Origin of the sequence: Helicobacter cetorum, from assembly GCF_900198405.1 — a bacterium.
In the GTDB taxonomy this organism is placed as follows: domain Bacteria; phylum Campylobacterota; class Campylobacteria; order Campylobacterales; family Helicobacteraceae; genus Helicobacter; species Helicobacter cetorum_C.
On record NZ_FZMR01000022.1, the window covers coordinates 1 to 25539 of the forward strand.

Sequence of the window (25539 nt, forward strand, 5' to 3'; positions counted from 1 at the left end):
GTATTTGTGGGGGTTTTAGGAAAACTCTAAAAACACCACAACATAGACAAACTAACAAACCCCTTAAGCCCTTGTTTTTGTCTCAAAAACATTTTATAAGCCTTAGAGATAGCCCCCACAACAAACCCTATTTAAATATGCACAATGCGTTCATAAGGCTTTGGAATATCTATCTCTTGGTTTAAGGCTAAAGCACTTTGAAGACACCAAAAAGGATTTTTAAGTAATTCTCTAGCTAAAAAGATAGCATCAGCGCTTTGGCTAGAAATGATTTTTTGTGCCATTTTAGCATCACTTAACGCCCCTCCAGCAATGGTAATTTTACCTAGCGCGTCTTTTAACAAGCTCGCTTGTTCAATTTGATAGCCCGGATACACTCTAATAGGCACTTCTACTACACCTCCACAGCTCACATCTAAAGCATCATACAAATGGCTCAAAGGCTCTAAAAGTTTAATAAAATCCTTAGCACTATTGCCATTTTGATGATAATCATCAGCAGAAATACGCACAATTAAGGGCATATTAGGAAGAACGCTTTTAATGGATTCTAAAATTTCTTGTAATAATAAGGCTCTATTTTGTCCGTATTTATCAGTGCGCTTATTGCTTAAGGGCGATAAAAATGAGCTAAGTAAGTAACCATGAGCGGCATGGATTTCTAGCATATCAAAGCCGCACTCTTTAGCCCTTAAGGCTGATTTTTTAAAATCTTCAATGACTTGCTTAATGTCATTAGTATCCATTTCTTTAGGGGTAGGGAACTTATCATTAAAACTAATAGCACTTGGTGCGATTAAGGGCGTGTTTTTAAGAGAGCTTTTACGCCCGGCATGATTGATTTGAATCGCCATTGTTGTGCCATAAGCATGGCATTTTTCAACGATATTTTTAAGCCCCTCTATATGAGCGTCATCATAAATGCCTAAATCTTGTGCTGAAATGCGCCCATTCTCACACACCGCACTAGCCTCTATGATGATTAAGCCTACTTGCCCTATAGCACGAGCTACATAATGGTGCAAATGCCAGTCATTCACAAAGCCATCAACTGCCATATATTGGTCCATGGGTGCCATAACCACTCTGTTTTTTATCGTGCAATTAGCGATTTTATAAGGGCTAAAAAGCAAGGTTTTTTCTTTTTTCATGATTATTTCCTTTCTTATCTTAAAAATAGCGACCATTATAATTGAAAAAGGTAAAAAGATTTTGTGGTTTGTATCTTAGAGTTTTTAAACAGAGCCAAAAATTAATTAAAAGCCAAAGAAAAAAATGCTTAACCCCTAGCTTTTATTCACACCCACAAATTATCTAAAAGCCTGGTTTTACCCACACACACCGCTACTAAAACAAGTGTGTTAAGGGGCTCTATGATTTTTAAAGGTTCTAGTTTATGGTTACAAAATTCTAAATAATTCACTTCCAAGTTCTCTAAAACTTTAAGCCCTATAGCTTGAAGCTCATCACACGCCTTTTCGCCCTTATCTATGGCCTGTTTGATATTTTCTAAGGCTTTAGGGATTGCTAGGGCTTGTTTCCTTTCAAATTCATTCAAATACACATTCCTAGAGCTTAAAGCGAGATTGTCAAAATCACGCACAATTTCACACGGCACAATCTCAGTATCTAAAAGCAAGTCTTTTACCATGTGTTGAATGATTAAAAGCTGTTGAGCGTCCTTTTTACCAAAATACGCTCTAGTAGGACAAATGAGATGAAACAATCTTAACACCACTTGCACCACCCCATCAAAATGCCCCTTCCTTAAAGCCCCCTCTAAAGAGTTCGCTAAAAATTTAGGGACATAGAGTTCTAAGCGTTGCCCTATTTCATAGGGATACATCTCATTAGCTTTAGGGATAAACACCGCATTAACACCTACTTCTTCACATAAGCTCAAATCTTTTTCTAAAACTCGGGGGTAAGCGTTAAAATCTTCGTTAGCCCCAAATTGTGTGGGATTAACAAAAATGCTAACAATAGTATGAATATTTTCTTTCAAACTTCTTTCTATTAAGCTTTGATGACCTTTGTGTAAGGCTCCCATAGTCGGCACAAAACCCACGCTTTCTTTTAAACTCTTACGATATTTTTTTAAATCAGCGATAGTTTCTAAAACTTGCATCTAGCAATCCTTTAAAAGCTCTAAAACAATTTCTCTAGGCTCTTTAGCTTGATAAATAGGACGACCCACCACGATAAAATCGCTTAGATTTTCTCTGGCTTCTTTAGCGTTAGCCACCCTTTCTTGGTCTTCTTTATCGCCTTTATTGAGTCTAATACCAGGTGTTAAGGTTAAAAAGTCCTTACCCAAGCTCTCTTTAATCGCCAAACTTTCAAACACCGAACACACCACCCCATCAATGCCACTTTCTTTGCCTATAGCGCTTAACTTTATAGCTTGAGCTTTCAAAGGGGCGTTATATACACTCAAAAATTCTTCTTCACCAAAACTTGTTAAAGCACTTACACCCATAATTAAGGGGCGTTTTTTTAAGGCATTTAGGCGTTGCATTAAAGTTTGCATAGCAGTCTTGCCACTACTTAAATGAATGGTTAGCATATCAATGTCTAATTTCGCGCATTCTAGTGCGGCATTTGCCATAGTATAAGGAATATCATAGAGTTTCAAATCCAAAAAAATCTTAAAATTTTCATCAATCTCTTTAATTTCATCTAAAAAAACAAACCCATCTCTTATAAAAGACCTAAGTCCCACCTTAGCCCATAAATCCAAGCCCTTTAATTCCTTTAATAAAGAGAGATTATCTTTTTTTTCTTCTAAGTCTAATGCGACACATAATTGCATAAAAGCCCTTTAAAATGTAGAATAACGCCATTATAACAAAAAGAAATTTAAGAACTTTAGCTATGATAAGCGTTTTAAAAATAAAACGAAGTTTCATAAAAATTAGATTCTATAAGGGTTAAGCGTGATTAAAGCATTTTTAGGGGCATTAGAATTTCAAGAAAATGAATATGAAGAGTTAAAAGAGCTTTATGAGAGTTTAAAAGCTAAGCAAAAGCCCCATACTTTGTTTATTTCCTGTGTGGATTCACGAGTAGTGCCAAATTTAATCACAGGCATAAAGCCTGGCGAATTGTATGTGATTCGTAATATGGGCAATATTGTGCCACCAAGTGAGCTAACTTGCCAAGAGCAAGCCCTTTCTATTATTGCAAGCATTGAATACGCTATCGTGCATGTAGGCATTCAAAACATCATTATTTGTGGGCATAGCAATTGCGGGGCTTGTGGGAGCATTCATCTAATTGATGATGAAAAAACAAGAGCTAAAACCCCCTATATTGAAAGCTGGATTAAATTCTTAGAGCCTATTAAAGAAGAATTAGAAAACTATCCGCATTTTAGCAATCATTCTGCAAAGCGTATGTGGCTTACAGAGCGTTTGAATGTGCGTTTGCAACTCAAAAATCTTTTAAGCTATGATTTCATTAAAGAGAGAGTGGCTAAAAATGAATTGAAAATTTTTGGCTGGCATTATGTGATAGAAACCGGTAAAATTTATAATTATGATTTTGAAAGTCATGTCTTTAGACCTATTGAGAAAAAAGATAAAACAAAGGATATTTGATGAAGCCACTTAAAAGCGTTTTAATTGCTGGGCCATGCGTCATTGAGAGCTTAGAAAATCTAAGAAGTATCGCTACCAAGTTACAACCCCTAGCAAAGAATGAAGAGCTAGATTTTTATTTTAAAGCGAGTTTTGACAAGGCTAATCGCACGAGTTTAGAAAGTTACAGAGGGCCTGGTTTAGAAAAGGGCTTAGAAATGTTGCAAATGATTAAAGATGAATTTGGCTATCAAATTTTAACCGATGTGCATGAAAGCTATCAAGTAAGTGCTGTAGCAAAAGTGGCGGATATTTTACAAATTCCGGCATTTTTATGCCGTCAAACGGATTTGATTGTAGAAGCGAGCAAAACAGATGCCATCATCAACATCAAAAAAGGGCAATTTATGAACCCAAAAGACATGCAATATTCTGTCTTAAAAGCCCTTAAAACTAGAGATAGTAGTATTTCTAACCCCACTTATGAAAACGCCCTAAAAAACGGCGTATGGTTATGTGAAAGGGGGAGTAGCTTTGGGTATGGGAATTTGGTTGTAGATATGCGTTCTTTAAAGATAATGCGAGAGTTTGCCCCTGTGATTTTTGATGCCACTCATAGCGTGCAAATGCCAGGGGGTGCGAAGGGGAAAAGTTCTGGGGATAGCTCTTTTGCCCCTATTTTAGCCAGAGCTGCAGCTGCAGTGGGTATTGATGGGTTGTTTGCTGAAACACATATTGACCCCAAAAACGCCCTAAGTGATGGGGCAAACATGCTCAAACCTGATGAGCTTGAAAGCTTGGTAAGAGACATACTGAAAATTCAAAATTTATTTTAAAGGAAAATTCATGCAACTAATAGAGGGAAAATTACAACTACAGGGGAATGAAAGAATCGCTATTTTAACATCTCGTTTTAATCATATTATCACAGACAGATTAAAAGAAGGGGCAATGGATTGTTTTAAGAGACATGGGGGCAATGAAAAGCTTTTAGACATTATTCTAGTGCCTGGGGCTTATGAATTGCCCTTTATCTTAGACAGATTATTAGAGAGTAAAAAATATGATGGCGTGTGTGTTCTAGGAGCGATTATTAGAGGGGGGACTCCGCATTTTGATTATGTGAGTGCGGAAGCGACTAAGGGCATTGCAAACACGATGTTAAAATACAACTTACCGGTAAGCTTTGGAGTGCTAACGACTGATAATATTGAACAAGCGATTGAAAGAGCAGGAAGTAAAGCCGGAAATAAAGGCTTTGAAGCGATGAGCACGCTCATTGAACTACTAAGCTTGTGTGAAACTCTTAAGGGTTAAAATGGCGACACGAACTCAAGCTAGGGGAGCTGTGATTGAATTATTGTATGCGTTTGAGAGTGGGAATGAAGAAATTAAAAAAATCGCAACTAGTATGTTAGAAGAAAAAAAGATTAAAAATAATCAACTCGCTTTTGCATTAAGTCTTTTTAATGGCGTGTTAGAAAAAATCGCCGAAATTGACACTCTCATTCAACCGCATTTAAAAGACTGGGATTTCAAACGCTTGGGGAGTATGGAAAAGGCGATTTTACGCTTAGGGGCGTATGAAATTTGCTTCACACCCACACAAAACCCTATCATCATCAATGAGTGTATAGAGCTTGGCAAACTCTATGCTGAGCCTAACACCCCTAAATTTTTAAACGCTATCTTGGATTCTTTGAGCAAGAAGTTACAAGGAGTTTAAGGAATGCGAGTTTTTGCTTGCTATCAAAAAGAAGGCAATTTAGAATTTCACTACAACACCTTGTTACATTTTGGCTCTAGCTGGGAGTTGCTGGGTAATATTGTTTTGGCAAAATCCTGGTAGTGCCATACCATAATAGCAAAAATAAACTAAGCCAAAAGTCAAAATCTAGCGTTTAAGAGAATTGACTGTTTGAAAGCATAGCATCTGCAGTTTGAATGCTCTTAGAATTAGCCTTATAGGCTCTTTGGGCGGTAATTAAATCTGTCATTTCTTATATACACTACTAATAACTAATATAGGGCAGTAAGTCATTTATTTACTTTAGATTAAATCAAAAATAGAATTAAAATTAAAAATTTATTTAAGGAGTAATAGTAGAATGAGTGGCATGCTTTTAGGCTTTGGATTTTTACTTAGAAAAGTAAAAATTCGGGGGGGGGGGGGCATTAAAAGCTAAAGTTTATATTGGATAAAAGGATATTAGATAATGTTTGCTTCGCTTGGTGCAAGGATTGTTGCGGTAGTGCTTGTAGCTTTAGTTTTATTAGGAGGGTTTTCTATAGGCGTGGTTCAAATCATGCAAAAAGATGCGTTAGGGCAGTTAATGGGGCATTTGCAAAAAGGGCAGTATGAAAAGCGTGAAAAAACCCTTGCCTATACCACAAGACTTCTTGAACAAGGTATTCATGAGTATTATAAAAGTTTTGATAATGCTACGGCTAGAAAAATGGCATTAGATTATTTTAAGCGTATTAATGATGATAAAGGCATGATTTATATGGTTGTGGTGGATAAAAATGGAGTAGTATTATTTGACCCTGTTAACCCCCAAACTGTAGGAAAATCTGGACTTAGTGCACAAAGCGTGGATGGGGTGTATTATGTTCGGGGTTATTTGGAGGCCGCAAATAAAGGTGGGGGCTATACTTATTATAAAATGCCAAAATATGATGGGGGTATTCCAGAGAAAAAATTTGCCTATTCTCATTATGACGAAGCGTCTCAAATGGTTATTGTAGCAACCTCATATTACACAGATATTAATGCTGAAAACAAGATGATAACTCAAAGCGTTGATTATCTTTTTAAACAAAACACGACTAAATTATTCATTTATTTGTCTGTAATTACCATTATTTTAGGTATTTTGGCTTTAATTTATGCTAGATTAAGGATTGTCAAACGCATTGATGGACTGGTCGTAAAAATCAATGCTTTCAGTCGTGGGGATAAAGATTTAAGTGCAAAAATTGATGTAGATAAGCGTAATGATGAAATCTCGCAAGTAGGCAATGGAGTCAATCTATTTGTGGAAAATGTGCGTTTGATTATAGAAGAGATTAAGGGGATTTCAGCAAATAATAAAAGTGCTATGGATAAGCTGACACAAATTACTACTATTTCACAAAAGGACATGCAAGATTCTTCAGTGGCTATGAATTCTATTAGAGAAAGGGCTACAGGAGTGGCTAGTGCAGTGATAAGCTCTGTAGAGCAGTCTCAAGGCTTGAGAAAGCGTTTGGTTGAAACACAAGAGCTTGTAAAAGAAAGTAGCGTTGCTATTGAAGATTTGTTTGTTCAAATTACAGAGAGTGCACACACTGAAGAAGAGTTAGCTAACAAGGTGGAGCAACTAAGCAAGAATGCTGATGATGTGAAATCAATTTTGCATATCATAAATGATATTGCTGACCAAACTAACTTATTAGCTTTAAACGCAGCTATTGAGGCTGCAAGAGCAGGCGAGCATGGAAGAGGTTTTGCAGTCGTAGCTGATGAAGTGAGAAATCTAGCCGGACGCACTCAAAAATCTTTAAGTGAAATTAATTCTACTATTGGAGTGATTGTGCAAGAAATTAGCGATGTTTCAGCACAAATGACGCTTAATTCGCAAAAAATTGAAGAACTCAGCAACATGAGCAAAGATGTGCAAGAAACTTATGAAAAAATGAGTGATAATCTAAGCTCTGTTGTTTTAGATAGTAATAAAAGCATGGACGATTATGCGCAATCTGGAAAGCAAATTGAGATAATTGTGCAAGATTTCGTTGAGGTAGAGAAAGTTGCCTCCAATACTTTGGCTAGTTCATCAGAAATTTTAGATATTGCTACTAATGTCAATCAAACGACCATGCATTTAGACAAGCAAGTCAATTTATTTAAAACTTAAGCTACAATTTTATAAAAAAAGAGAGTGGTATTGAATTGTTAAAAGTATCTGTGATTACTGCGAGTTTCAATAGTGAAAAAACGATTGAAGATACCATTCTTTCAGTGTTTAATCAAACTTATAAAAATATTGAATACATCATTATAGATGGGGCTAGCACGGATAGAACCTTAGAAATCATTCAAAAATATAAGGATAAAATCGCTTGTGTAGTGAGCGAAAAAGATAAGGGCATTTATGATGCTATGAATAAGGGCATAAGGCGTGCGAGTGGGGATATTATCGCCTTATTAAATAGCGATGATTTTTATACCGATGGATTTGTGGTAGAAAAAGTGGTGCATGAGTTTGAAAAGAAGAATTGCGATAGCGTGTATGCTGATTTGGTTTTTGTAAAACCTAGTTGTTTAGAAAAAGTGGTGCGTTATTATGAAAGTGGGGAGTTTAATCCTAAGACTTTGCTTTATGGCATTGTGCCAGCACACCCTACACTCTTTATTAAAAAAGAAATTTATGAACGCTATGGATTATACAAAACAGATTATAAGATTTCAGCGGACTTTGAGATGATAATTCGTTTGTTTGTGGTGCAAAAAATTAGCTTTTCTTACTTGAAAGAAGTGTTAGTTACAATGCGAATGGGTGGGGTTAGCACGAATGGGTTAAAAAGCCTTTTGTTGCGGAATAAAGAAAATATAAGAGCATGTAAAGAAAATGGCATTCAAGCGAATTATCTTTCCATGCTTTTAAAATACCCTAGAAAAATTATGGGTCTGTTTAAAAAGGTTTGATGAGAGTATTCCTAAAAATTGACTTTAAACAGAAAGTTTTATTGAGGCTATGTATCCTTTAAAATTCTTTAGCTCTATTTGCAAAAAGTGTTGATAGAAAATCGTAATTAAAAATAATTCAATAAAAATTAAGAAATATCTATAATAATATTTAAATATTTTATTTAAAATTTACTTTTTGAAACTTTTTAATTCTTAATGACTGCGAGCATTTTAACCTAATCAATATTGTTTAAAAAAATAGGAATATTTTTATATATGGATTAAAACATTGTTTCTAGGTGCGTGAGCTTTTAAAAATAAGTTTTTATGTCTAAATATTTTTAGGACAATATAAAAAGTGTATAGGTCTAAAAAACTCAAAAATACTTAGATGTTTTTAAAGCAACTTCTAAAACAAGGAGCGAGAATATCTGTAAGCATTTTAAAAAAGCATTAAACATGCTCTTAATAAGCAACAAGTCAATGCGATAGTATTTGTAAAATTTACTATAGATTATAAATTTCAAGGGTCTTTATAAAAATGAGTTTTACAGCACCATAAAACTTAAGCTATAAAATAAAATCTTTCTTAATAAATCTAATAATGTGCTATAAGATAACATAAATTTTAACTTAAATATATAAAATATATTTTATTATAATAATTATATATATTTTATATAAAATATTTTACAGATATAAAACAAAATTTTTAAAAGACTAAAGATCAATCAAAAGTAGCCTGATTAAGTAAGTGTTAGTATTCAATTAGAACAAAGAAAAGTAGGGTTTGACTATTTTTAGAAATATCCTTAAGGAATGCTTGAATAGGGTTATCAAAAAAATGAAATGATTTTTTTGTAGAAATCAACAAAAAGTCTTTTTAAAAACTTGTTAAAAACTTTTAGGTTGAAAAAAAACACTAAAGAATTAAAAAATATCTATGAAAGTAAGATTAAAAATAAAAGAAGAGCTAAAAAATAGCCCCCTTTATAAGAGAGATTATCTCTTAGAGAATTGTGGACTTCTTCTAGCCTTTCTTTTACCATATTTTTTACGCTCAACCACTCTTGAATCTCTAGTGAGTAAGCCCTTGGGTTTTAAAATCGCTCTGAAAGCAATGTCATACGCATTCAAAGCTTTAGAAATACCATGTCTTAAGGCTTCAGCTTGAGCGCTATAGCCTCCGCCAAAAACAATCGCCTTAATGTTTACAGATTGCTCTTGTTTGGTTAAAAGTAGAGGTTGCATGACTTTCATTTTGATCGCCTCATGTCCGCCTAGCCATTGGTTCAAGCTTTGGTCATTGATAGACATTTCCCCTTTTCCAACGCTTAACCAAACTTTAGCGATAGCAGTTTTTCTTTTACCGGTAGCATAGATTTTTTTCATTTAGCATCCTTTTTGCTGATTTGTGCGGTGTGTGGGTGCTTATCATCACGATAAACTTTGAGCTTTTTAATCATCGCTTTGCCAAGCTTAGTTTTAGGGAGCATGCCTCTAACGGCTAAGTGGTAGAGCTTTTCGGGAGTTTTTTCTAGCATTTCTTGGAGAGTTTTACTCTTAGTGCTACCAAAATAGCCAGAATGCGTGAAATATTCTTTATCTTCTAATTTCATACCAGAAAATTTAACTTTATCAGCATTGATAACTACTACAAAATCCCCACAATCTACATTAGGGGTATAAAAAGGGCGGTGTTTGCCTCTTAAAAGCACGGCGATTTCAGTGATTAAGCGACCAAAAACCTTATCTTTGGCATCTAAAACAACCCAATCACGAACAATGTCATTGACTTTAGCAGTCTTTGTCATAGGGAATTCCTTTAGTTAATATAAAGCGGTAATTATAGAGGAATAAGCTTATAAATAGCTGAATTTCAGCAAAATATAAGATTGGCTTATAGTTGGCTGAACTTAAGCAAAAACTAAGCAAAGTTAATGGGATTTTAAAAGTTAAAATTTTAAGGTTATGGCTAGGATTTTTTAAGGCATTTCTAATAAACGCTCTTGATATTCCAAAAGGATTTTGCCTTCGCTATTAAGAACATAGCGTTTGTCGTATTCTCGCCTAACCATGCCCCTTAAAACGGTGCATTGCACTTGGTATTTATCCTCTCTTAGCATTTCATCTACAAGACCATAGAGCTGAATATCTTGGACAATATTTTCTGAAATCCTAGCACATTCTTTATCAAAAAGCTCTTCATTGGAGCAATATTCACTTACTAAAACAAGCACTCTATCGTATATGTCAGTAGAGATGGTGGAATTAAAATTTTTATCTATATAGACCTTTACTTTTTTAAGCTGTTTTTCTAAGTCTTCATTGGCTTTGCTTGCTAGGGCTAGAATGCTTAGGATTTGTATCATGGTGGTGATTTTATTGCTTAGTGAGCGGGTGCGCCATTTAATAATAAAGCATTTAAACCATGAGAGTTTAACAGAAAGATGACAAGGAAGAGTGTTTTTTTTAGTCTTTGGCATAGGGTTAAGTCCTTTAATGGTTGTTTTAACGATTATATTATAATCATTATCAAACAAACTAATAAAGGAATACGCATGCAAACATTAAAAAAAGGCGTGGTATTAGACGCTAAAACCATTGGCTTAAAAGCTTTAGAACCTCTTAAAGAATTAGCAGATTTTAGTTTTTATGAGACGACTTCACAAGAAGAAGTTTTAGAGCGTGCTAAGGGGGCTGAAATCATTGTCTTAAATAAAGTGGTGCTTAATAAAGAGATTTTAGAGCGATTAAATGCGTTAAAGTTAATTTGTATTACAGCAACCGGTATGGATAATGTAGATGTAAAAACAGCTCAAAAATTAGGTATAGAAGTGAAAAATGTGAGCACTTATTCTACAGAGTCTGTAGCACAACACACTTTAGCTTGTGTGTTGTCATTGCTTGGCAGATTGAATTATTATGATAGCTATTGTAAGAGTGGAGGGTATTCTAAGAGTGAGACTTTTACGCATATTTATGGGAATATGGGGCTAGTAAAAAATTCTGTATGGGGGGTTATTGGACTAGGGAATATCGGTAAAAGGGTGGCTAGTCTTGCCCAAGCCTTTGGAGCTAAAGTGGCATATAGCTCAACAAGCCAAGTAAAACGCCAAGAAGATTATGAAGAAAAACCCCTGCAAGAGCTGTTAAAAACAAGCGATATTATCAGCATTCATGCTCCTTTAAATGAAAACACACGCAATTTAATTAGTGCTAAAGAAATAGAGATTTTAAAAGACCATGCGATACTAATTAATATGGGTCGTGGGGGCATTGTGAATGAAAGGGATTTAGCCCTTGCTTTACAAACTAGAGATTTATATTATGCCAGCGATGTGTTTGAAAGCGAACCATTAAAACACGACCATGTGTTTTTAAACCCTAGCATTCAAAACAAATTGCTTTTAACACCTCATGTAGCTTGGGGGTATAGCGATAGCGTGCATGCTTTGATAGAAAAGACTAAGGAAAATATCCAATCTTTTATCAGTCATTAGAAAACAATAATTCATGCTTAAATTGACATAGGGCTTTGTATTTTTATTTGTTTTTGTAAATTTATATAATAAAAAAGATTTTGATAATAAAAATATATCTAAAAAATATTTTTATTATCTTTTTAAAAAATACTTGTTATTGTTGTGTTTGCTGTGTGGGTTGTGGCAAAGTGAGTTAACCATGCGGTCTTAAGAGGGTTGCTTTGATTTAAAGGATATTTTTAAATAGGGGATAAAAACGAATTAAGCAAAAAATCTAAAATATTATCTTATAAAAACTTTAAATTATGATTAGTTTTTAAGATTTTATATTAAATAGTTACTTAAAGTATCATTATTAAAAAGAAAAATTTTAACTAAAAATAATTTTATTTTTTTAATTTTAAAGAGGGGGTTAGGTTGGGTGTCTCTCTTCACCCAACCTAAGTATTTGTATTTGTAAAATCTGTAAAAGGAGTGTTGTAAAAGGAATGCTTAGAAACTCTATGATGTCTTATTAAAGACATTAACAAAAAGTTTAAAAGGCAAAAAGGCTGGCGGACAGGGAGGGATTCGAACCCTCGGTAACCTTAACGGCTACGCATCCTTAGCAGGGATGTGGTTTCAGCCAACTCACCCACCTGTCCAATGCAGAAATTATAGTAGGTTTAATCTGAAATAAAACTTAAACTTAACAATTTTAAAACAAAATTTAATGATTTCTAAACAAAACTAAAGGCTTTTAATATTAGAATTTCGCTTGATAAAGTTATATTTTAAAGAAAAAAAGGAGAGCTAATATGCAATACGCATTATTGTTTCCGGGACAAGGCTCACAATGTGTGGGAATGGGAAAGTCATTTTATGAAAGCCATTCATTAGCTAAGGAATTGTTTGAAAAAGCCTCTGGTGTGCTTAAAGTAGATATGAAAAAAATGCTTTTTGAAGAAAATGATTTGTTAAATCAGACTGCTTATACTCAGCCAGCCATTTATTTAGTGAGCTACATTGCTTATAAATTATTAGACCAAAGAATTGAGGGTGGGCTAAGACCTACTTTTGCTTTGGGGCATTCTTTGGGCGAAGTGAGTGCAGTCTCTTTGAGTGGGGCGTTAGATTTTGATAAGGCTATCAAGCTCACGCATGAAAGAGGCAAGATGATGCAAGAAGTATGCAATGGTAAAGATGTTTCTATGATGGTGGTTTTGGGCGTGCAAGAAGAAAAACTTTTGAGTTTGTGTCAAAAAACTAAAAATGTGTGGTGCGCGAATTTTAATGGCGGAATGCAAGTGGTTTTAGCTGGGCTTAAAAGCGATTTGAAAACTTTAGAGCCAATCTTAAAAGAAATGGGGGCTAAAAGAGTGGTGTTTTTAGAAATGAGTGTAGCAAGCCACTGCCCTTTTTTAGAGCCTATGACTTCTAGTTTTAGAGCGTTGTTAGAAAAAAGCTTGAAAGATAAGTTTAATTTTGAAGTGATTTCTAACGCTACAAAAGAGGCTTATAGCAATAAAGAAAAAGCCATTGAGTTATTGAGTTTGCAACTCACTCAGCCGGTGCATTACCAAGATTGCGTGAAAGAAAATAATGATAGAGTTGATGTGTTTTTTGAATTAGGCTGTGGGAATGTGCTAAAAGGGCTTAATAAGCGATTAAGCAATAAGCCAACTTTAAGCGTAGGGGATAATAAGGGGCTTGAAGAGGTTATTGAATTTTTAGAAGAGTATGTGTAAAAGGAAAGAGACAATGCAAAAAATTGGAATTTTAGGGGCGATGAGAGAAGAAATTACGCCTTTGTTAGAACTATTTGGGATTAATTTTGAAGAAATTTCTTTGGGTGGGAATGTCTTTCATAAGGGATTTTATAAAGATAAAGAAATCATTATTGCTTATAGCAAGATTGGCAAAGTGCATTCCACTTTAACCACGACGAGCATGATTTTATATTTTGGTGTAGAAAAGGTGCTTTTTAGTGGAGTGGCTGGGAGCTTAATAAAAGATTTAAAAATCAATGATTTGTTGATTGCTAATAAATTGGTTCAGCATGATGTGGATTTGAGTGCGTTTAATCACCCCTTGGGGTTTATTCCTGAGAGTGAAATTTTTGTAGAGACTTGTAAAGAATTGAATGCTTTAGCAAGCCAAGTTGCTAATGAGCAACACATTGTTTTAAAAGAGGGAATTATTGCATCAGGAGATCAATTTGTGCATGATAGGTTACGCAAGGAATTTTTGATTAAAGAATTTAATGCGAGTGCGGTAGAAATGGAGGGGGCGAGCGTAGCGTTTGTGTGTCAAAAATTTGGCGTGCCATGCTGTGTTTTAAGAAGTATTAGCGATAACGCTGATGAAGAGGCGGATATGAGTTTTGATGACTTTTTAGAACAAAGCGCTAAAACTTCAGCCAAATTCCTAAAAAGTATGGTAGATAAGTTTTAAAAATAATTAGAATTTAAGCTATTTTTTAGTAAAATCTCGCCCTTGAAGGATTAGGCGTCATCTCATATATTAAACCTAACTTTCTATTTTGAAAGCATAGGTTCTTATTTTATGGAGTATATTCAATGAAAAAAAAAGCTAACGAAGAAAAAACCCCCAAAAAAGCCACACAAGAAATTTCAGAAACCAAGTCTAAAGAAACCAAACTCGTAAAAAAACCTAGCGTTAAAAAGCTTAGTTTTAATGAAGAACTAGAAGAATTATTTACAAACTCTTTGAGTGATTGTATTTCTTATGAATCCATTATTCAGCTTTGTGCAAAAGCTCCCACTCTAGCTCAAGTTAAAAAAATCAAAGAGTTGTCTCAAAAATACCAAAAAGAGTTGGTTAGCTCTTCAGAATATGCTAAAAAACTCAATGCTATTGATAAGATTAAAAATACTGAAGAAAAACAAAAAGTTTTAGAAGAAGAGCTAGAAGATGGCTATGACCTTTTAAAAGAAAAGGAATTTTTAGAATGGTCTAGGAGTGATAGTCCGGTGCGTATGTATTTGCGTGAAATGGGGAATATCAAGCTTTTAGGCAAAGAAGAAGAGATTGAATTAAGCAAACAGATCCGCTTGGGCGAAGACATTATTTTAGATGCGATTTGCTCAGTGCCGTATTTGATTGACTTTATTTATGCATATAAAGACGCTTTAATCAATAGAGAACGAAGAGTAAAGGAGCTTTTTAGAAATTTTGATGATGACGACGATAGCTCAGGCTCAGATTCTAAAAAAGAAGAAGAAATAGATGATGAAGAAGAGGGCGAAGAGGGCAAAAAAGTTGTTTCTGAAAAAGACAAAAAGCGTGTAGAAAAAGTCTTAGAAAGCTTTAAGGCTTTGGATAAAGCTAAAAAAGAATGGCTGAAGACCTTAAACGAACCTAAAGATGAAAATGAAGACGAATTAGTCTATTTGCTTAATCTAGCTTATAAACGCCAAATGCTTAAGGATAGACTCTATGATTTAGGGCCTACAAGCAAACTTATTAATGAATTAGTAAAAACGATGGAAACCACTCTAAAGAGTGGCGATGGGTTTGAAAAAGAGTTGAAACGCCTAGAATACAAACTGCCCTTATTTAATGACGCTTTGATTGCTAACCATCAAAAAATCCTTTCTAATATCACTAACATGACTAAAGATGACATTATCGCTCAAGTGCCAGAAGCGACTATGGTTAGCGTATATATGGAGCTTAAAAAACTCTTTTTAACTAAAGAAGCGAGCGAAGAAGGCTTTGATTTAGACCCTAACAAACTCAAAGAGATTTTAGAGCAAATCAAGCGAGGCAAGTTGATTTCAGATAGGGCTAAGAATAAAATGGCTAAATCTAATTTAAGACTTGTGGTTAGCATTGCTAAACGCTTTACAAGTAGGGGCTTACCTTTCTTAGACTTGATTCAAGAGGGCAACATCGGCTTGATGAAAGCAGTAGATAAGTTTGAGTATGAAAAAGGCTTTAAGTTTTCTACCTATGCGACTTGGTGGATTAAGCAAGCTATCAGTCGTGCCATAGCTGACCAAGCCCGCACTATTCGCATTCCCATTCATATGATTGATACTATCAATCGCATTAATAAAGTCATGCGAAAGCATATGCAAGAGAATGGCAAAGAGCCGGATTTAGAAGTGGTGGCTGAAGAAGTAGGGCTTTCCTTAGATAAAGTGAAAAATGTGATTAAGGTTACTAAAGAACCTATTAGCTTAGAGGCACCGGTAGGTAATGATGATGATGGTAAATTTGGGGATTTTGTAGAAGATAAAAATGTCGTAAGTTCTATGGATCACATCATGCGAGAAGATTTAAAATCTCAAATTGATGGCGTTTTAGACCAATTAAATGAGCGAGAAAAAGCAGTCATTCGCATGCGTTTTGGGCTTTTAGATGATGAGAGCGATAGGACTTTAGAAGAAATTGGCAAAGAATTGAATGTTACAAGAGAGAGGGTGCGTCAAATTGAAAGCTCAGCTATTAAAAAACTTAGAAGTCCACAATATGGGCGTATTTTAAGAAACTATTTACGCATTTGATTTTGAGGAAATATTATAAAATGCGTTTTGTTTGGGTGGCGTGCTTGCTTTTATTGGCAAGTTGCACGCAAAGTGATTTAAAACTCAAAGATTTATCCTTATCTCAAAGTGCTTCAAGCTACCTTAAAGATTCTAAAGAAAACTCTTTCAATGAAATAGATAGCAAAAAGCTCCAAGAGACTCTTAAAAATAACTATCTTAAGGCGTGGTATTCTCCATGGGTAGATATGCCAATTAAGACCAATAAAAAAGAAGTTTTTTGGATATTGCCTATGGTGCATAAAGCCCAAGGCTATGGCGAGGACTTAAAGCCTAATCTAAAAGAATTTAATAATGCACTTATTAAGAGCATGGATATTGAGCATTATCCAAGCGTTAAGATTAAAGCTATTGTAGTGCGTGATAGCCATGTAAGAGCGATACCCACTAATAAACCCTACTACCGCTCTAAAAAGGGCTATCCTTTTGATAGGTATCAAAATTCATTGCTTTTTCAAGGCACGCCTATTTTAATCACGCATTTTAACACTACTAAAACTTACGCTCATATTCAAAGCAGTTTTGTTTATGGCTGGGTTAAAACTAGCGATTTAGCTTATATGCATGACAAAGATATAGAGTTTTTAACGCAACTCAAAGATTATGTCATGCCAAAGAGCGATAAAATCCCTCTTTATGATGATTATGGACATTTTTATACTCAAGCAAGAATAGGGGAGTTATTCGCTCTAGCACCCTTAAAAAAAGACCCCTCAAAAAAAATGCTTTATCGCTCTAAAGAATCTTTAAGAACTTATGCGTTTTTTAAAGACCCTAAAGGGTATGCGATTTTACAAAGCATTCCTATTAATCAAAAAGACTTTTTCTTGTTTCCTAAAGCTTTAAATAGCGCTAACATGGCTCAAGTGATAGATACAATGATAGGGCAAAAATATGGTTGGGGCGGACTATTAGAAAACAGAGATTGCTCAGCTTTCACACGAGATAGTTTTGCTAATTTTGGAATTTTACTTCCTAGAAATTCTTACGCACAAAGCCACTATGCAAACAATTATGTGGATTTAAGCGCAATGAATGCTACAGAAAAAGAGCGCTACATTATTGAACATGCTAGTCCTTTTGCTACCCTTTTGTATCTAAAAGGGCATATCATGCTCTATTTAGGCGTGCATGACAATAGAGCGATAGTCGCCCATAGTGTATGGTCTGTGCAAACGGCTAAATATTTTAAGACTTTGAACCATAATATAGGGGGCGTAGTGATTACTTCATTATGGTTAGCTAAAGAGCATAATGGCATGTTTTCTAAAAAGAAATTATTGATTGATAGGGTGCTTGGAATGAGTGATTTGCAAGCTTACGCACAAGGTTCTATAAAACTTAAACGCTAATTGACTTTATTATATTATGATTACGAATTATGGAATTGAATAATTTCTTAGTTAGGAGAGATTTAAGATGAGCATGGAATTTGATGCAGTGATTATTGGTGGTGGGGTTTCAGGATGTGCGACTTTTTACACTTTGAGTGAGTATAGCTCTTTAAAGCGTGTGGCGATTGTAGAAAAGTGTCCTAAACTCGCTCAAGTTAGCTCTAGTGCTAAAGCAAACTCACAAACCGTGCATGATGGTTCTATTGAGACCAACTACACCGCAGAAAAAGCTAGAAAAGTGCGTTTATCTGCTTATAAGACTAGACAATATGCCTTAAATAAGGGCTTACAAAATAAAGTTATTTTTGAAACTCAAAAAATGGCTATTGGTGTGGGCGATGAAGAATGTGCTTTTATGGAAAAGCGCTATGAGGCGTTTAAAGAGATTTTTGAAGGTTTAGAGGCGTTTGATAAGCAAACGATTAAAGAGTTAGAACCTAATGTTATTTTAGGTGCACATGGTGTGGATAGGCATGAAAATGTTATCGGTCATGGTTTTAGGAAGGATTGGAGCACCATGAATTATGCGAAGTTGAGTGAAAACTTTGTAGAAGAGGCTCTAAAATTGAAGCCGGACAATAAGGTTTTTTTAAACTTTAAGGTTAAAAAAATTGAAAGGCGTGCCGGAGGCTTTGCGCTTATTTCAGAAGAGGCTGAAGAGGTGTATGCAAAATTTGTTTTAGTGAATGCTGGCTCTTATGCCTTGCCCCTAGCTCAAAGCATGGGTTATGGTTTAGACTTAGGGTGTTTGCCTGTGGCGGGTAGCTTTTATTTTGTGCCAGATTTATTAAAAGGAAAGGTTTATACCGTGCAAAACCCTAAACTCCCTTTTGCGGCTGTGCATGGCGACCCTGATGCTGTGATTAAGGGTAAGACACGAATTGGGCCTACCGCATTAGCGATGCCTAAATTAGAGCGTAATAAATATTGGCTTAAAGGTATTAGCCTAGAATTATTAAAAATGGATTTGAATAAAGATGTGTTAAAAATCGTGTTTGATTTAATGAGTGATAGAGAGATTCGTAATTATGTCTTTAAAAACATGGTTTTTGAATTACCCGCTATTGGTAAGCGTAAATTTTTGAAAGACGCTCAAAAGATTATCCCTTCATTGAGATTAGAAGATTTAGAATACGCAGAAGGTTTTGGCGAAGTGCGCCCGCAAGTCTTAGACAGAACTAAGCAAAAGCTTGAATTAGGCGAAAAGAAAATTTGCACGCACAAAGGCATTACTTTTAACATGACCCCCTCTCCGGGTGCGACAAGTTGTATGCAAAATGCCCTCATTGATTCTCAAGAAATCACTGAATATTTAGGCGAGAGCTTTGATTTGGAGCGTTTCTATACAGATCTCTCCCCAGAAGAGTTAGAAACCTTAAATAGTAAAAACTAATGCAAGAAAAACAAGCCCAAGAAATCGCCAAAAGAGCCATTAAAATCGTCTTTTTTTTAGGGTTTGTGGTATTGCTTTTAATGATGATAAACATTTATATTCTTATCAATCAAGTCAATGCCACTGCAGAGATAGGCAAGAAAGTCAAGCGATTAGAAAATGCTATCCAAACCAATAAGCCCTAAAAGCTTTTTAGGCTTTGAGTTTATAAGCAAGAGGCAATCAAAAAAGGGTTTTATAGGGTTAAAAAAGCTTGTTTTTTAAACATTGGCTATATTTCATACAATAAACTACTTTTTAATATCATCTAAGAATTTATCCATTTTGCTTTCTAAATGAATGATTTGTTTGATGGATTGCTTAAGTTCTTCAAAGGCTTTAGGATTTTTTGCAGTAGCGCATGGAATGGTTTTATGAGCCTCTAGTTCTAAGTTCTCAATCTCTTTTAACAAGTTTTTTAAATGGTTAGCGTCTTTAAGATCTTGCTCAAAATAATCATAAAATTGTTGTTCTAAAGTTGTGGTGCGTCCTAAAAATGAGCTTTGAGCACGAATTTGCGCATGATTATCTTCCCCACCTATACAAGTTTTGAAAGTTTGATTGAGTTCTAAAAAATCATTTTTAGCTTTTAAAAATACTTTTGATATTTCTGTAATGATTTCATAATGCCCTGCCTTTAAAATGCTGAGAAATAATAGACCTAATAAAAATTTTTTAACCACTTTTAGCCTTAATATTGATTTTACCATTGATACGAAAAACTCACGCCATAACGCCCATTACCCTTAAAATCGCTAGAAATTTCAGGATAGAGCATCCAGTTTTTGGGCTTGTAGCGTGTGGTGAATAAATAAGCAAAGCCCCAACCTATAAGACTGCCTACTACCACTTGCCATACAGTATGCTTTTGAGCGACCACTCTACTAGCATCAGTAAGAATAGCTAGGGCTAAAACGGGTAATGCAGGTTTCCATCCATAGCGATAATATACAAACCCAGCCGCACTAAACACGCCCCCAGCATGCCCGCTTGGCATACCACGCCACGAATTACAGCATGGGCGTTTAGCAAAAGATACATTAGCCCCATGCTCATGCGCTTTAGCAAAAGCCCCTTTAATGCCATAAATCACGCCTTGAGAAACTAAAGTTCCTACCGCTAATTCCCCTAAACCTCTATAATCTCGCATAGCTAAACTAACCGTGCCTACAAAAATAGGTAAAAATCTCAGCACATCGCCAATTTCTTCTAAAACATAAGCCCCTTCGTTTAAGGGCTTACTTTCTAGGGGGTATATCCATAGTAGTAAGCTAAAAAAAAGGCTTTTGATTTTATTCATTTAACCCACTCGCTTTTCTAACTTGCTAACTTGCTTGCTTAAATAATAATATCCCCATAAATAGCAAGCGATAAAGATTAAAGCAATAGCAATGAGGATAGGAGCGTTTAAGCGAAAGAAAGCGCTCACTAATATAAAAGGTAAGTTGCATAGCACTAAAATGAATGCGCACATAGGGTTTGGATAAATAAAAGAGTGTAGTTGCAAGGTTTTAAACAAAAGGGTATGCAAATGCAAATTATCTGGCATAGTGGCATGCTGATTTTTGAGCTTACGCCTAAGAATACTAAAAAGCACCTCTACAACCGGATAAAGCATTAAGTTTAGCCCAAAAAACACGCTGATTTTTTGCTCTAAACTCAAATGTAAGAGCAAAGCTCCGCACATAAAACCTAAAAAATACGCCCCTCCATCGCCTAGAAAAATCCGCCCAAAAGGGAAATTAAACACCATAAAACCAAGCACCATATATGCAAGCAAACAGCCTAAATTTGTAGGCTCTATGTAATGAATGATAAGCAGTGTTAGCAGACAAATACCAGAGGCTAAACCATTAAACCCATCAATGATATTAATGGCATTGCTAATACCTACAAGCATAAAAACAGCAAATATAAACGCTATAAAATAGGGCAAACTAAAAAGGGGCGAGAAATCGCTTATAACTAAATGAGTGGATAAAATAACGCCTAATGCCCCAAGACTTTGTAAAATAAGGCGCATTTTTGGGCTAAGCGAAAAATTAATATCTTCTAAAAATCCGCTTAAAAAGATGAGTGTGATAGCCAAAAAAACAAAACTACCTTCAAAAGGTGTTTTCAAAGGTTCTAAATAATAAGCTAATATAAACGAAAGAAAAATGCCAAGCCCTCCGGCTCGTGGAGTTTTTTCTTTATGAAAGCCTTGTATTTTGTCAGCATTATCTACAAAAAGCATGGATTTCTTAGACCATAAAATAATAAGAAAGCAAGTTAAGCAACTGATTAGGAAATATAGCACAGCCAACACTTTGTGATAATTTTTTAAATGGATATTATAGCAAATTTAAAGAATGGCTTTCTTAAAGACATTTTAAGGGTTGGCGGATTGTTTTTTGTGTTACAATTTCAAAAATCATTATTATAAAGGATAATTATGCGTTTTGGATTAAATATTGACCATATCGTTACTTTAAGAGAAGTAAGAAAGACTTATGAACCTGAAATTTTAGAAGCCCTATTTATTGCTAAAAACACCCATAAAGTGGATTTAATCACTATCCACTTACGAGAAGATAAACGCCATATTCAAAATGAAGATGTTCTTAAGTTGCTTGAAATTAGCCCTTTACCTATCAATATTGAATGTTCCATTAATGCTAATATCACTGATTTTTTATGCTCTCTAAAAATAAAGCCTAGTAAGGTTACTATTGTGCCTGAAAATAGAGCTGAAATCACCACAGAGGGCGGATTAGATTGCTCTTTAAAAGAATTGCCAAAGACTATAAGAGCGTATCAAAATAAAGGGATTGAAGTGTCCTTATTTATTGACCCTTCAAAAGACGCTCTTAATTTTGCAAGAGAGCAAAAAATCAAGCAAGTAGAGTTTCACACCGGAGTGTATGCGAATTTACACAACGCTTTATATTCTAACGCTAACAATCATATTAATGCCATTAATTCGCTTAAAGAAAAAAGCCCTAAGGAATTGAAAGAAGAGTTGCAAAATGCGTTCTTACAATTAAGAAGAATGAGTAAAGAGGCGTTTTTTATGGGAATTGAAGTGTGTGCTGGGCATGGCTTGAATTATTCTAATGTGAAAGAAATGTTAAAAATTCCATCTTTAAGAGAGCTTAATATCGGTCATAGTGTTATTTCAAAAGCCGTTTTAATGGGCTTAGAAAAGGCGATTTTAGAAATGGCACAACTCATTAAACGCTAAATGATTAAAAAGAAAATTGCCATTAGTTGTGGGGATATTCAAGGTATCAGTTTAGAGCTGATTTTAAAAAGCCATAAAGAAGTGAGTAAAATTTGTGAGCCGTTATATATCATTCATAGCGAGCTTTTAGAACAAGCTAATCAATTGCTCCATAACGCTTATGAGTTTAAATCTCTTAACACGCTTAGTTTAGACATTCAAATGCCCCCTTTAAACTCCAGCACGATAGGAAAAGTGGATACAGATAGTGGGAGATATAGCTTTGAGAGTTTTAAAAAGGCTTGTGAATTAGCTGATAACAAAGAAGTCAATGGAATTTGCACCATGCCTATTAACAAACTTGCATGGCAACAAGCTCAAATCCCTTATGTAGGGCATACCGATTTTTTAAAACAACGCTATAAAGAGTGCGAAATCATTATGATGCTTGGGTGTTCTAAACTCTTTGTAGGATTATTCAGCGACCATGTGCCTTTAAGCAAGGTTTCTAAACTCATTCAAGTTAAAGCCTTAATCAAGTTTTTATTAGCGTTTCAAACAAGCACGCAGGCTAAATGCGTTCAAGTATGTGGCTTTAACCCCCATGCAGGCGAAGATGGCTTGTTTGGAAAAGAAGATAAAAAAATTTTAAAAGCCATTCAACAATGTAATGAAATACTAGGCTTTGAATGTTTTCTAGGGCCCTTGCCAGCTGATAGTGCTTTTAGTTATAGAAGAAGAGCTATAACGCCCTTTTATGTGAGCATGTATCATGACGCTGGCTTAGCCCCTTTAAAAGCTCTCTACTTTGATGAAAGTATTAATGTAAGTTTGAACGCTCCCATTTTGCGTGCATCTACTGACCACGGCACAGCGTTTGATATTGCCTATCAAAATAAAGCGAATAATCAAAGCTATTTGAATGCGATTAGTTACTTAGCCTAAAAAGCCCTTAAATCGTTTTAGATTGCAAATTTTGATATTTGTTTTTATCAAAATCGGTATAAAAAGTATCTATGGTTTGCAATAATTCCCATTTTGAATTATTTAGTTGTTTTCTATTGCCCCAAAAAACATTCTTTTATTTTATTAAAAGATATGTTTATTTTTAATCATCTTCTTAACTTGTTATTTAATTATGACATGGGGTGCAATACTGTCGTATTGCTTAGCTGTTGTCTAAAAACTCAAAAAATTCCTAGCGTTTAAGAGAATTAACCGTTTGGAGCATGGCATCTGCAGTTTGAATGCTCTTAGAATTAGCCTCATAGGCTCTTTGGGCAGTAATTAAATCTGTCATTTCTTCTACTAATCTCACATTGCTGAGTTCTAAAAAGCCTTGTCTTAGTCTTCCTAAGCCTTGAGAATCTGGAGCCCCAACAATCGCATCACCGCTTGCATTAGTAACCGCATAAAGATTGTCCCCCATAGAATGAAGCCCAGCGGGGTTAATAAAATTAGCCAAAGTAATTTGCCCAATCACTGCAGAATTGGTTTGTAAGCCTTGCGTAACGCTCACTGTGCCATCTACGCCGATATTCACTTGCGTGGTGTCTTGGGGTAGAGTGATTTGAGGGATTAGCAAATAGCCTTCGCTTGTAACGATATTACCTTGGTCATCTAGCTTAAAATTCCCACTTCTTGTATAAGCGATAGTGCCATCTGGCATTTGAATTTGAAAAAAGCCTTTGCCTGTAATAGCAATATCTAGATTATTTTCTGTTTCTTTAGGACTGCCTTGAGAAAACATCTTAGTAATCGCACTAGGACGCACGCCTAATCCTACTTCCATGCCATTTGGAGATAGAGTAGTATTGCTAGTGTTAGTGCCAGCATATTGCATGGCTTGATAAAATAAATCATTAAAATCTGCACGAGATTTTTTAAAGCCGGTGGTATTGACATTGGCAATATTATTTGAAGTGGTGTCAATATGGGTTTGTTGTGCGAGCATTCCTGAAGTGGCACTACTGAGAGAGCGCATCATTGAGTATTCCTTAATTTACACTACTAATATAGGGTAGTAAGTCATTTATTTACTTTAGATTATATCAAAATTAGAATTAAAATTAAAATTTTTATTTAAGGAATAATTGCATGTTGTTAAAAAATCAAAGTAAATAAAAGATTTTTTCTTCTTGAAAGGTGCTTTTAATTTCTACAAAAAGCACTCTTTTTTGCTCTTCTTCAAGCACGATAATGGGATTAACGCTCTCAAAGCCACTGATTAAGCCTCTTAAAAACAATTCTTCTTCATAGCTTAGGGGGTTAGCGTTTAATTCATTCAAGCTCGCATATGATTTTCTAGCTAAAACATTCACGCTATGCAAGCTCAAAAACAAAGTTTCATCTCGTTGGCTATAACCTATAGTTGTTTTTAAACGCTTAGAGTGTATCCATTTTAAATCATTGATTTTGATTCTGGCCTTACTTTTAGAGCGAGCGAGTATGTAGCAATCTAAAGGTTTAGAATTTTTAGAAAGCCACACACCCCCACTTAATAAGCGGTAAGCTTGAATCGTTTTTTGCGCTAAAAAAACTTTGTCTTTATTCTTTTTAGCATTCTCTAGCTTTTCAAAAACTTCCGTTCTTTCTTCCACACTAGCGGGCAAAACTTGGCGTTTTAGGGGCGAAGAGAGTTCAAAGGGGCTTCTATTTTGAGATTCTTTTTGGATTTTTAAAGCGAATTGACACCCACAATAATTCTGCCTATACAGCTCATTTTCTCTAGCTAAACCTTGTAAATTCAAGTCTAGTTCGCTATTAAAATTTTCAAAATTATCGTTTCTAAAAATAACAAACTCTAAGCCGTATTTTTGAGCGATACTTTGACCTTTAGAAATGAGCTGAGAGGGGTCTTTTTTAGGGCTTGTGAGTAGGGTCGTAGTGAAAGATTTTTCGCCTAATTCTAGCGCTTTTAAGGCAGTGGTTTCTAAGCGTAAATCAAAGCATTCAAAACAGCGCTCGCTTTTTTCGCCTAAAAGCTCTAAGCCCTTAGCTTTATTTAAAAACTTCTCTAGCTCGTATTCCCCCTCAATCAATTCTATTTCTAGCATTTTGCAAGTGCGTTTGACATCGGCTAAACGCAGTAAATATTCGCTGTAAGGGTGGATATTAGGGTTATAAAAAAACCCTACAATCTTTTCTTCCTTAAACGCCTCTTTGGCTTTCTTTAAAAAATACAGATTGTCCACCGAGCAACAAATATGTATCAGCATTCAACCTA

General features: G+C 35.0%; 26 protein-coding genes, 1 tRNA gene and 1 pseudogene. 15 read left to right on the top strand and 13 right to left on the bottom strand.

Annotated features, from left to right (window positions below; genetic code table 11):
- Positions 1–131 precede the first annotated feature (131 nt).
- The 3 genes from C6H25_RS06710 to pyrF form a co-directional block, all read right to left on the bottom strand.
- Positions 132–1151 (bottom strand): NADPH dehydrogenase, encoded by a 1020-nt coding sequence (locus C6H25_RS06710; RefSeq protein WP_104748671.1) that lies wholly within the window; start codon positions 1149–1151, stop codon positions 132–134.
- 146 nt (positions 1152–1297) lie between these two features.
- Entirely contained in the window at positions 1298–2128 is an 831-nt protein-coding gene (gene panC / locus C6H25_RS06715; RefSeq protein WP_104748672.1) for a pantoate--beta-alanine ligase, read from the bottom strand.
- Positions 2129–2812 carry an orotidine-5'-phosphate decarboxylase gene (gene pyrF / locus C6H25_RS06720; protein WP_104748673.1) on the bottom strand — a complete coding sequence of 228 codons (684 nt, stop codon included), beginning with the start codon at positions 2810–2812 and terminating at the stop codon, positions 2129–2131.
- Positions 2813–2939: 127 nt separating this feature from the next.
- On the opposite strand from pyrF, the gene C6H25_RS06725 reads away from it, so the two are divergent.
- From C6H25_RS06725 to nusB, 4 genes are read left to right on the top strand one after another with little or no spacing between them, the layout of a single operon-like run.
- Positions 2940–3599, top strand: coding sequence for a carbonic anhydrase (locus tag C6H25_RS06725; protein ID WP_104748698.1), 660 nt, complete (start codon positions 2940–2942; stop codon positions 3597–3599).
- Entirely contained in the window at positions 3599–4414 is an 816-nt protein-coding gene (gene kdsA, locus C6H25_RS06730; protein ID WP_104748674.1) for a 3-deoxy-8-phosphooctulonate synthase, read from the top strand. The genes C6H25_RS06725 and kdsA overlap by 1 nt, the downstream gene beginning before the upstream one ends.
- A gap of 10 nt (positions 4415–4424) precedes the next feature.
- Positions 4425–4895 (top strand): 6,7-dimethyl-8-ribityllumazine synthase, encoded by a 471-nt coding sequence (gene ribH, locus C6H25_RS06735; protein ID WP_104748675.1) that lies wholly within the window; start codon positions 4425–4427, stop codon positions 4893–4895.
- A 1-nt stretch (position 4896) separates the two neighbouring features.
- Positions 4897–5304, top strand: a complete 408-nt coding sequence (gene nusB / locus C6H25_RS06740; protein WP_104748676.1) for a transcription antitermination factor NusB — start codon at positions 4897–4899, stop codon at positions 5302–5304.
- Positions 5305–5472: 168 nt separating this feature from the next.
- On the opposite strand, the pseudogene C6H25_RS09030 reads toward nusB, so the two are convergent.
- Positions 5473–5578, bottom strand: a pseudogene (locus C6H25_RS09030) (flagellar basal body rod C-terminal domain-containing protein); the annotation flags it as partial.
- Between the two features lie 216 nt (positions 5579–5794).
- Here C6H25_RS09030 and C6H25_RS06750 point away from each other — a divergent pair.
- Together C6H25_RS06750 and C6H25_RS06755 are read left to right on the top strand one after the other, a co-directional pair.
- The gene (locus C6H25_RS06750) at positions 5795–7477 is read left to right on the top strand and encodes a methyl-accepting chemotaxis protein (RefSeq protein WP_104748677.1); all 1683 of its coding nucleotides are present in this window, start codon (positions 5795–5797) and stop codon (positions 7475–7477) included.
- A gap of 35 nt (positions 7478–7512) precedes the next feature.
- Entirely contained in the window at positions 7513–8268 is a 756-nt protein-coding gene (locus tag C6H25_RS06755) for a glycosyltransferase family 2 protein (RefSeq protein WP_104748678.1), read from the top strand.
- A 984-nt stretch (positions 8269–9252) separates the two neighbouring features.
- Here C6H25_RS06755 and rpsI read toward each other — a convergent pair.
- The 3 genes from rpsI to C6H25_RS06770 form a co-directional block, all read right to left on the bottom strand.
- Entirely contained in the window at positions 9253–9642 is a 390-nt protein-coding gene (gene rpsI, locus C6H25_RS06760; protein WP_104748679.1) for a 30S ribosomal protein S9, read from the bottom strand.
- Positions 9639–10064: a 50S ribosomal protein L13 gene (gene rplM, locus C6H25_RS06765; protein ID WP_104748680.1), complete on the bottom strand. Its 426-nt coding sequence runs from the start codon at positions 10062–10064 to the stop codon at positions 9639–9641. The genes rpsI and rplM overlap by 4 nt, the downstream gene beginning before the upstream one ends.
- A gap of 171 nt (positions 10065–10235) precedes the next feature.
- Complete coding sequence (locus C6H25_RS06770) at positions 10236–10736, bottom strand: hypothetical protein (RefSeq protein ID WP_104748681.1); 501 nt, start codon at positions 10734–10736, stop codon at positions 10236–10238.
- A gap of 75 nt (positions 10737–10811) precedes the next feature.
- On the opposite strand from C6H25_RS06770, the gene C6H25_RS06775 reads away from it, so the two are divergent.
- Positions 10812–11753: a D-2-hydroxyacid dehydrogenase gene (locus C6H25_RS06775; protein WP_104748682.1), complete on the top strand. Its 942-nt coding sequence runs from the start codon at positions 10812–10814 to the stop codon at positions 11751–11753.
- A 534-nt stretch (positions 11754–12287) separates the two neighbouring features.
- On the opposite strand, the gene C6H25_RS06780 is transcribed toward C6H25_RS06775, so the two are convergent.
- Positions 12288–12379, bottom strand: a tRNA-Ser gene (locus tag C6H25_RS06780).
- A gap of 153 nt (positions 12380–12532) precedes the next feature.
- Between C6H25_RS06780 and fabD the strand changes: the two genes are divergently transcribed.
- The 6 genes from fabD (at position 12533) to C6H25_RS06810 (ending at position 19257) form a co-directional block, all read left to right on the top strand.
- Complete coding sequence (gene fabD / locus C6H25_RS06785; RefSeq protein WP_104748683.1) at positions 12533–13462, top strand: ACP S-malonyltransferase; 930 nt, start codon at positions 12533–12535, stop codon at positions 13460–13462.
- Between the two features lie 13 nt (positions 13463–13475).
- Complete coding sequence (locus C6H25_RS06790) at positions 13476–14168, top strand: 5'-methylthioadenosine/adenosylhomocysteine nucleosidase (RefSeq protein WP_104748684.1); 693 nt, start codon at positions 13476–13478, stop codon at positions 14166–14168.
- 125 nt (positions 14169–14293) lie between these two features.
- Complete coding sequence (gene rpoD, locus C6H25_RS06795) at positions 14294–16246, top strand: RNA polymerase sigma factor RpoD (protein WP_104748685.1); 1953 nt, start codon at positions 14294–14296, stop codon at positions 16244–16246.
- A 20-nt stretch (positions 16247–16266) separates the two neighbouring features.
- Complete coding sequence (locus tag C6H25_RS06800) at positions 16267–17637, top strand: SH3 domain-containing C40 family peptidase (protein WP_104748686.1); 1371 nt, start codon at positions 16267–16269, stop codon at positions 17635–17637.
- 67 nt (positions 17638–17704) lie between these two features.
- The gene (locus C6H25_RS06805; RefSeq protein ID WP_104748687.1) at positions 17705–19072 is read left to right on the top strand and encodes an FAD-dependent oxidoreductase; all 1368 of its coding nucleotides are present in this window, start codon (positions 17705–17707) and stop codon (positions 19070–19072) included.
- Positions 19072–19257: a DUF5408 family protein gene (locus C6H25_RS06810; protein ID WP_104748688.1), complete on the top strand. Its 186-nt coding sequence runs from the start codon at positions 19072–19074 to the stop codon at positions 19255–19257. Before C6H25_RS06805 ends, C6H25_RS06810 begins: the two co-directional genes overlap by 1 nt.
- Positions 19258–19362: 105 nt before the next feature.
- Here C6H25_RS06810 and C6H25_RS06815 read toward each other — a convergent pair whose 3' ends face one another.
- From C6H25_RS06815 to C6H25_RS06825, 3 genes are read right to left on the bottom strand one after another with little or no spacing between them, the layout of a single operon-like run.
- Positions 19363–19794, bottom strand: a complete 432-nt coding sequence (locus tag C6H25_RS06815) for a hypothetical protein (protein WP_104748699.1) — start codon at positions 19792–19794, stop codon at positions 19363–19365.
- 20 nt (positions 19795–19814) lie between these two features.
- Complete coding sequence (locus C6H25_RS06820) at positions 19815–20411, bottom strand: phosphatase PAP2 family protein (RefSeq protein WP_104748689.1); 597 nt, start codon at positions 20409–20411, stop codon at positions 19815–19817.
- Positions 20412–21419 (bottom strand): glycosyltransferase family 4 protein, encoded by a 1008-nt coding sequence (locus C6H25_RS06825; RefSeq protein ID WP_104748690.1) that lies wholly within the window; start codon positions 21417–21419, stop codon positions 20412–20414.
- A gap of 126 nt (positions 21420–21545) precedes the next feature.
- Here C6H25_RS06825 and pdxJ point away from each other — a divergent pair, with 126 nt between their 5' ends.
- The gene (pdxJ, locus tag C6H25_RS06835) at positions 21546–22334 is read left to right on the top strand and encodes a pyridoxine 5'-phosphate synthase (protein ID WP_104748691.1); all 789 of its coding nucleotides are present in this window, start codon (positions 21546–21548) and stop codon (positions 22332–22334) included.
- Positions 22335–23258, top strand: a complete 924-nt coding sequence (gene pdxA / locus C6H25_RS06840; protein ID WP_104748692.1) for a 4-hydroxythreonine-4-phosphate dehydrogenase — start codon at positions 22335–22337, stop codon at positions 23256–23258.
- Positions 23259–23511: 253 nt separating this feature from the next.
- Here pdxA and flgG read toward each other — a convergent pair whose 3' ends face one another.
- Both flgG and C6H25_RS06850 read right to left on the bottom strand, forming a co-directional pair.
- Entirely contained in the window at positions 23512–24300 is a 789-nt protein-coding gene (gene flgG, locus C6H25_RS06845) for a flagellar basal-body rod protein FlgG (RefSeq protein ID WP_104748693.1), read from the bottom strand.
- Positions 24301–24424: 124 nt separating this feature from the next.
- Positions 24425–25531 carry an epoxyqueuosine reductase QueH gene (locus tag C6H25_RS06850; protein WP_104748694.1) on the bottom strand — a complete coding sequence of 369 codons (1107 nt, stop codon included), beginning with the start codon at positions 25529–25531 and terminating at the stop codon, positions 24425–24427.
- Positions 25532–25539: the final 8 nt, after the last annotated feature.

Coding starts and splice junctions, on each gene's coding strand:
- kdsA (WP_104748674.1), top strand. CDS start 3,599: ATGAAGCCACTTAAAAGCGTTTTAATTGCTGGGCCATGCGTCATTGAG.
- C6H25_RS06790 (WP_104748684.1), top strand. CDS start 13,476: ATGCAAAAAATTGGAATTTTAGGGGCGATGAGAGAAGAAATTACGCCT.
- fabD (WP_104748683.1), top strand. CDS start 12,533: ATGCAATACGCATTATTGTTTCCGGGACAAGGCTCACAATGTGTGGGA.
- C6H25_RS06775 (WP_104748682.1), top strand. CDS start 10,812: ATGCAAACATTAAAAAAAGGCGTGGTATTAGACGCTAAAACCATTGGC.
- ribH (WP_104748675.1), top strand. CDS start 4,425: ATGCAACTAATAGAGGGAAAATTACAACTACAGGGGAATGAAAGAATC.
- pdxJ (WP_104748691.1), top strand. CDS start 21,546: ATGCGTTTTGGATTAAATATTGACCATATCGTTACTTTAAGAGAAGTA.
- panC (WP_104748672.1), bottom strand. CDS start 2,128: ATGCAAGTTTTAGAAACTATCGCTGATTTAAAAAAATATCGTAAGAGT.
- C6H25_RS06710 (WP_104748671.1), bottom strand. CDS start 1,151: ATGAAAAAAGAAAAAACCTTGCTTTTTAGCCCTTATAAAATCGCTAAT.
- C6H25_RS06800 (WP_104748686.1), top strand. CDS start 16,267: ATGCGTTTTGTTTGGGTGGCGTGCTTGCTTTTATTGGCAAGTTGCACG.
- rpsI (WP_104748679.1), bottom strand. CDS start 9,642: ATGAAAAAAATCTATGCTACCGGTAAAAGAAAAACTGCTATCGCTAAA.
- C6H25_RS06750 (WP_104748677.1), top strand. CDS start 5,795: ATGTTTGCTTCGCTTGGTGCAAGGATTGTTGCGGTAGTGCTTGTAGCT.
- C6H25_RS06810 (WP_104748688.1), top strand. CDS start 19,072: ATGCAAGAAAAACAAGCCCAAGAAATCGCCAAAAGAGCCATTAAAATC.
- nusB (WP_104748676.1), top strand. CDS start 4,897: ATGGCGACACGAACTCAAGCTAGGGGAGCTGTGATTGAATTATTGTAT.
- rplM (WP_104748680.1), bottom strand. CDS start 10,064: ATGACAAAGACTGCTAAAGTCAATGACATTGTTCGTGATTGGGTTGTT.
- C6H25_RS06850 (WP_104748694.1), bottom strand. CDS start 25,531: ATGCTGATACATATTTGTTGCTCGGTGGACAATCTGTATTTTTTAAAG.
- pdxA (WP_104748692.1), top strand. CDS start 22,335: ATGATTAAAAAGAAAATTGCCATTAGTTGTGGGGATATTCAAGGTATC.
- pyrF (WP_104748673.1), bottom strand. CDS start 2,812: ATGCAATTATGTGTCGCATTAGACTTAGAAGAAAAAAAAGATAATCTC.
- C6H25_RS06820 (WP_104748689.1), bottom strand. CDS start 20,411: ATGAATAAAATCAAAAGCCTTTTTTTTAGCTTACTACTATGGATATAC.
- rpoD (WP_104748685.1), top strand. CDS start 14,294: ATGAAAAAAAAAGCTAACGAAGAAAAAACCCCCAAAAAAGCCACACAA.
- C6H25_RS06805 (WP_104748687.1), top strand. CDS start 17,705: ATGAGCATGGAATTTGATGCAGTGATTATTGGTGGTGGGGTTTCAGGA.
- C6H25_RS06770 (WP_104748681.1), bottom strand. CDS start 10,736: ATGCCAAAGACTAAAAAAAACACTCTTCCTTGTCATCTTTCTGTTAAA.
- flgG (WP_104748693.1), bottom strand. CDS start 24,300: ATGATGCGCTCTCTCAGTAGTGCCACTTCAGGAATGCTCGCACAACAA.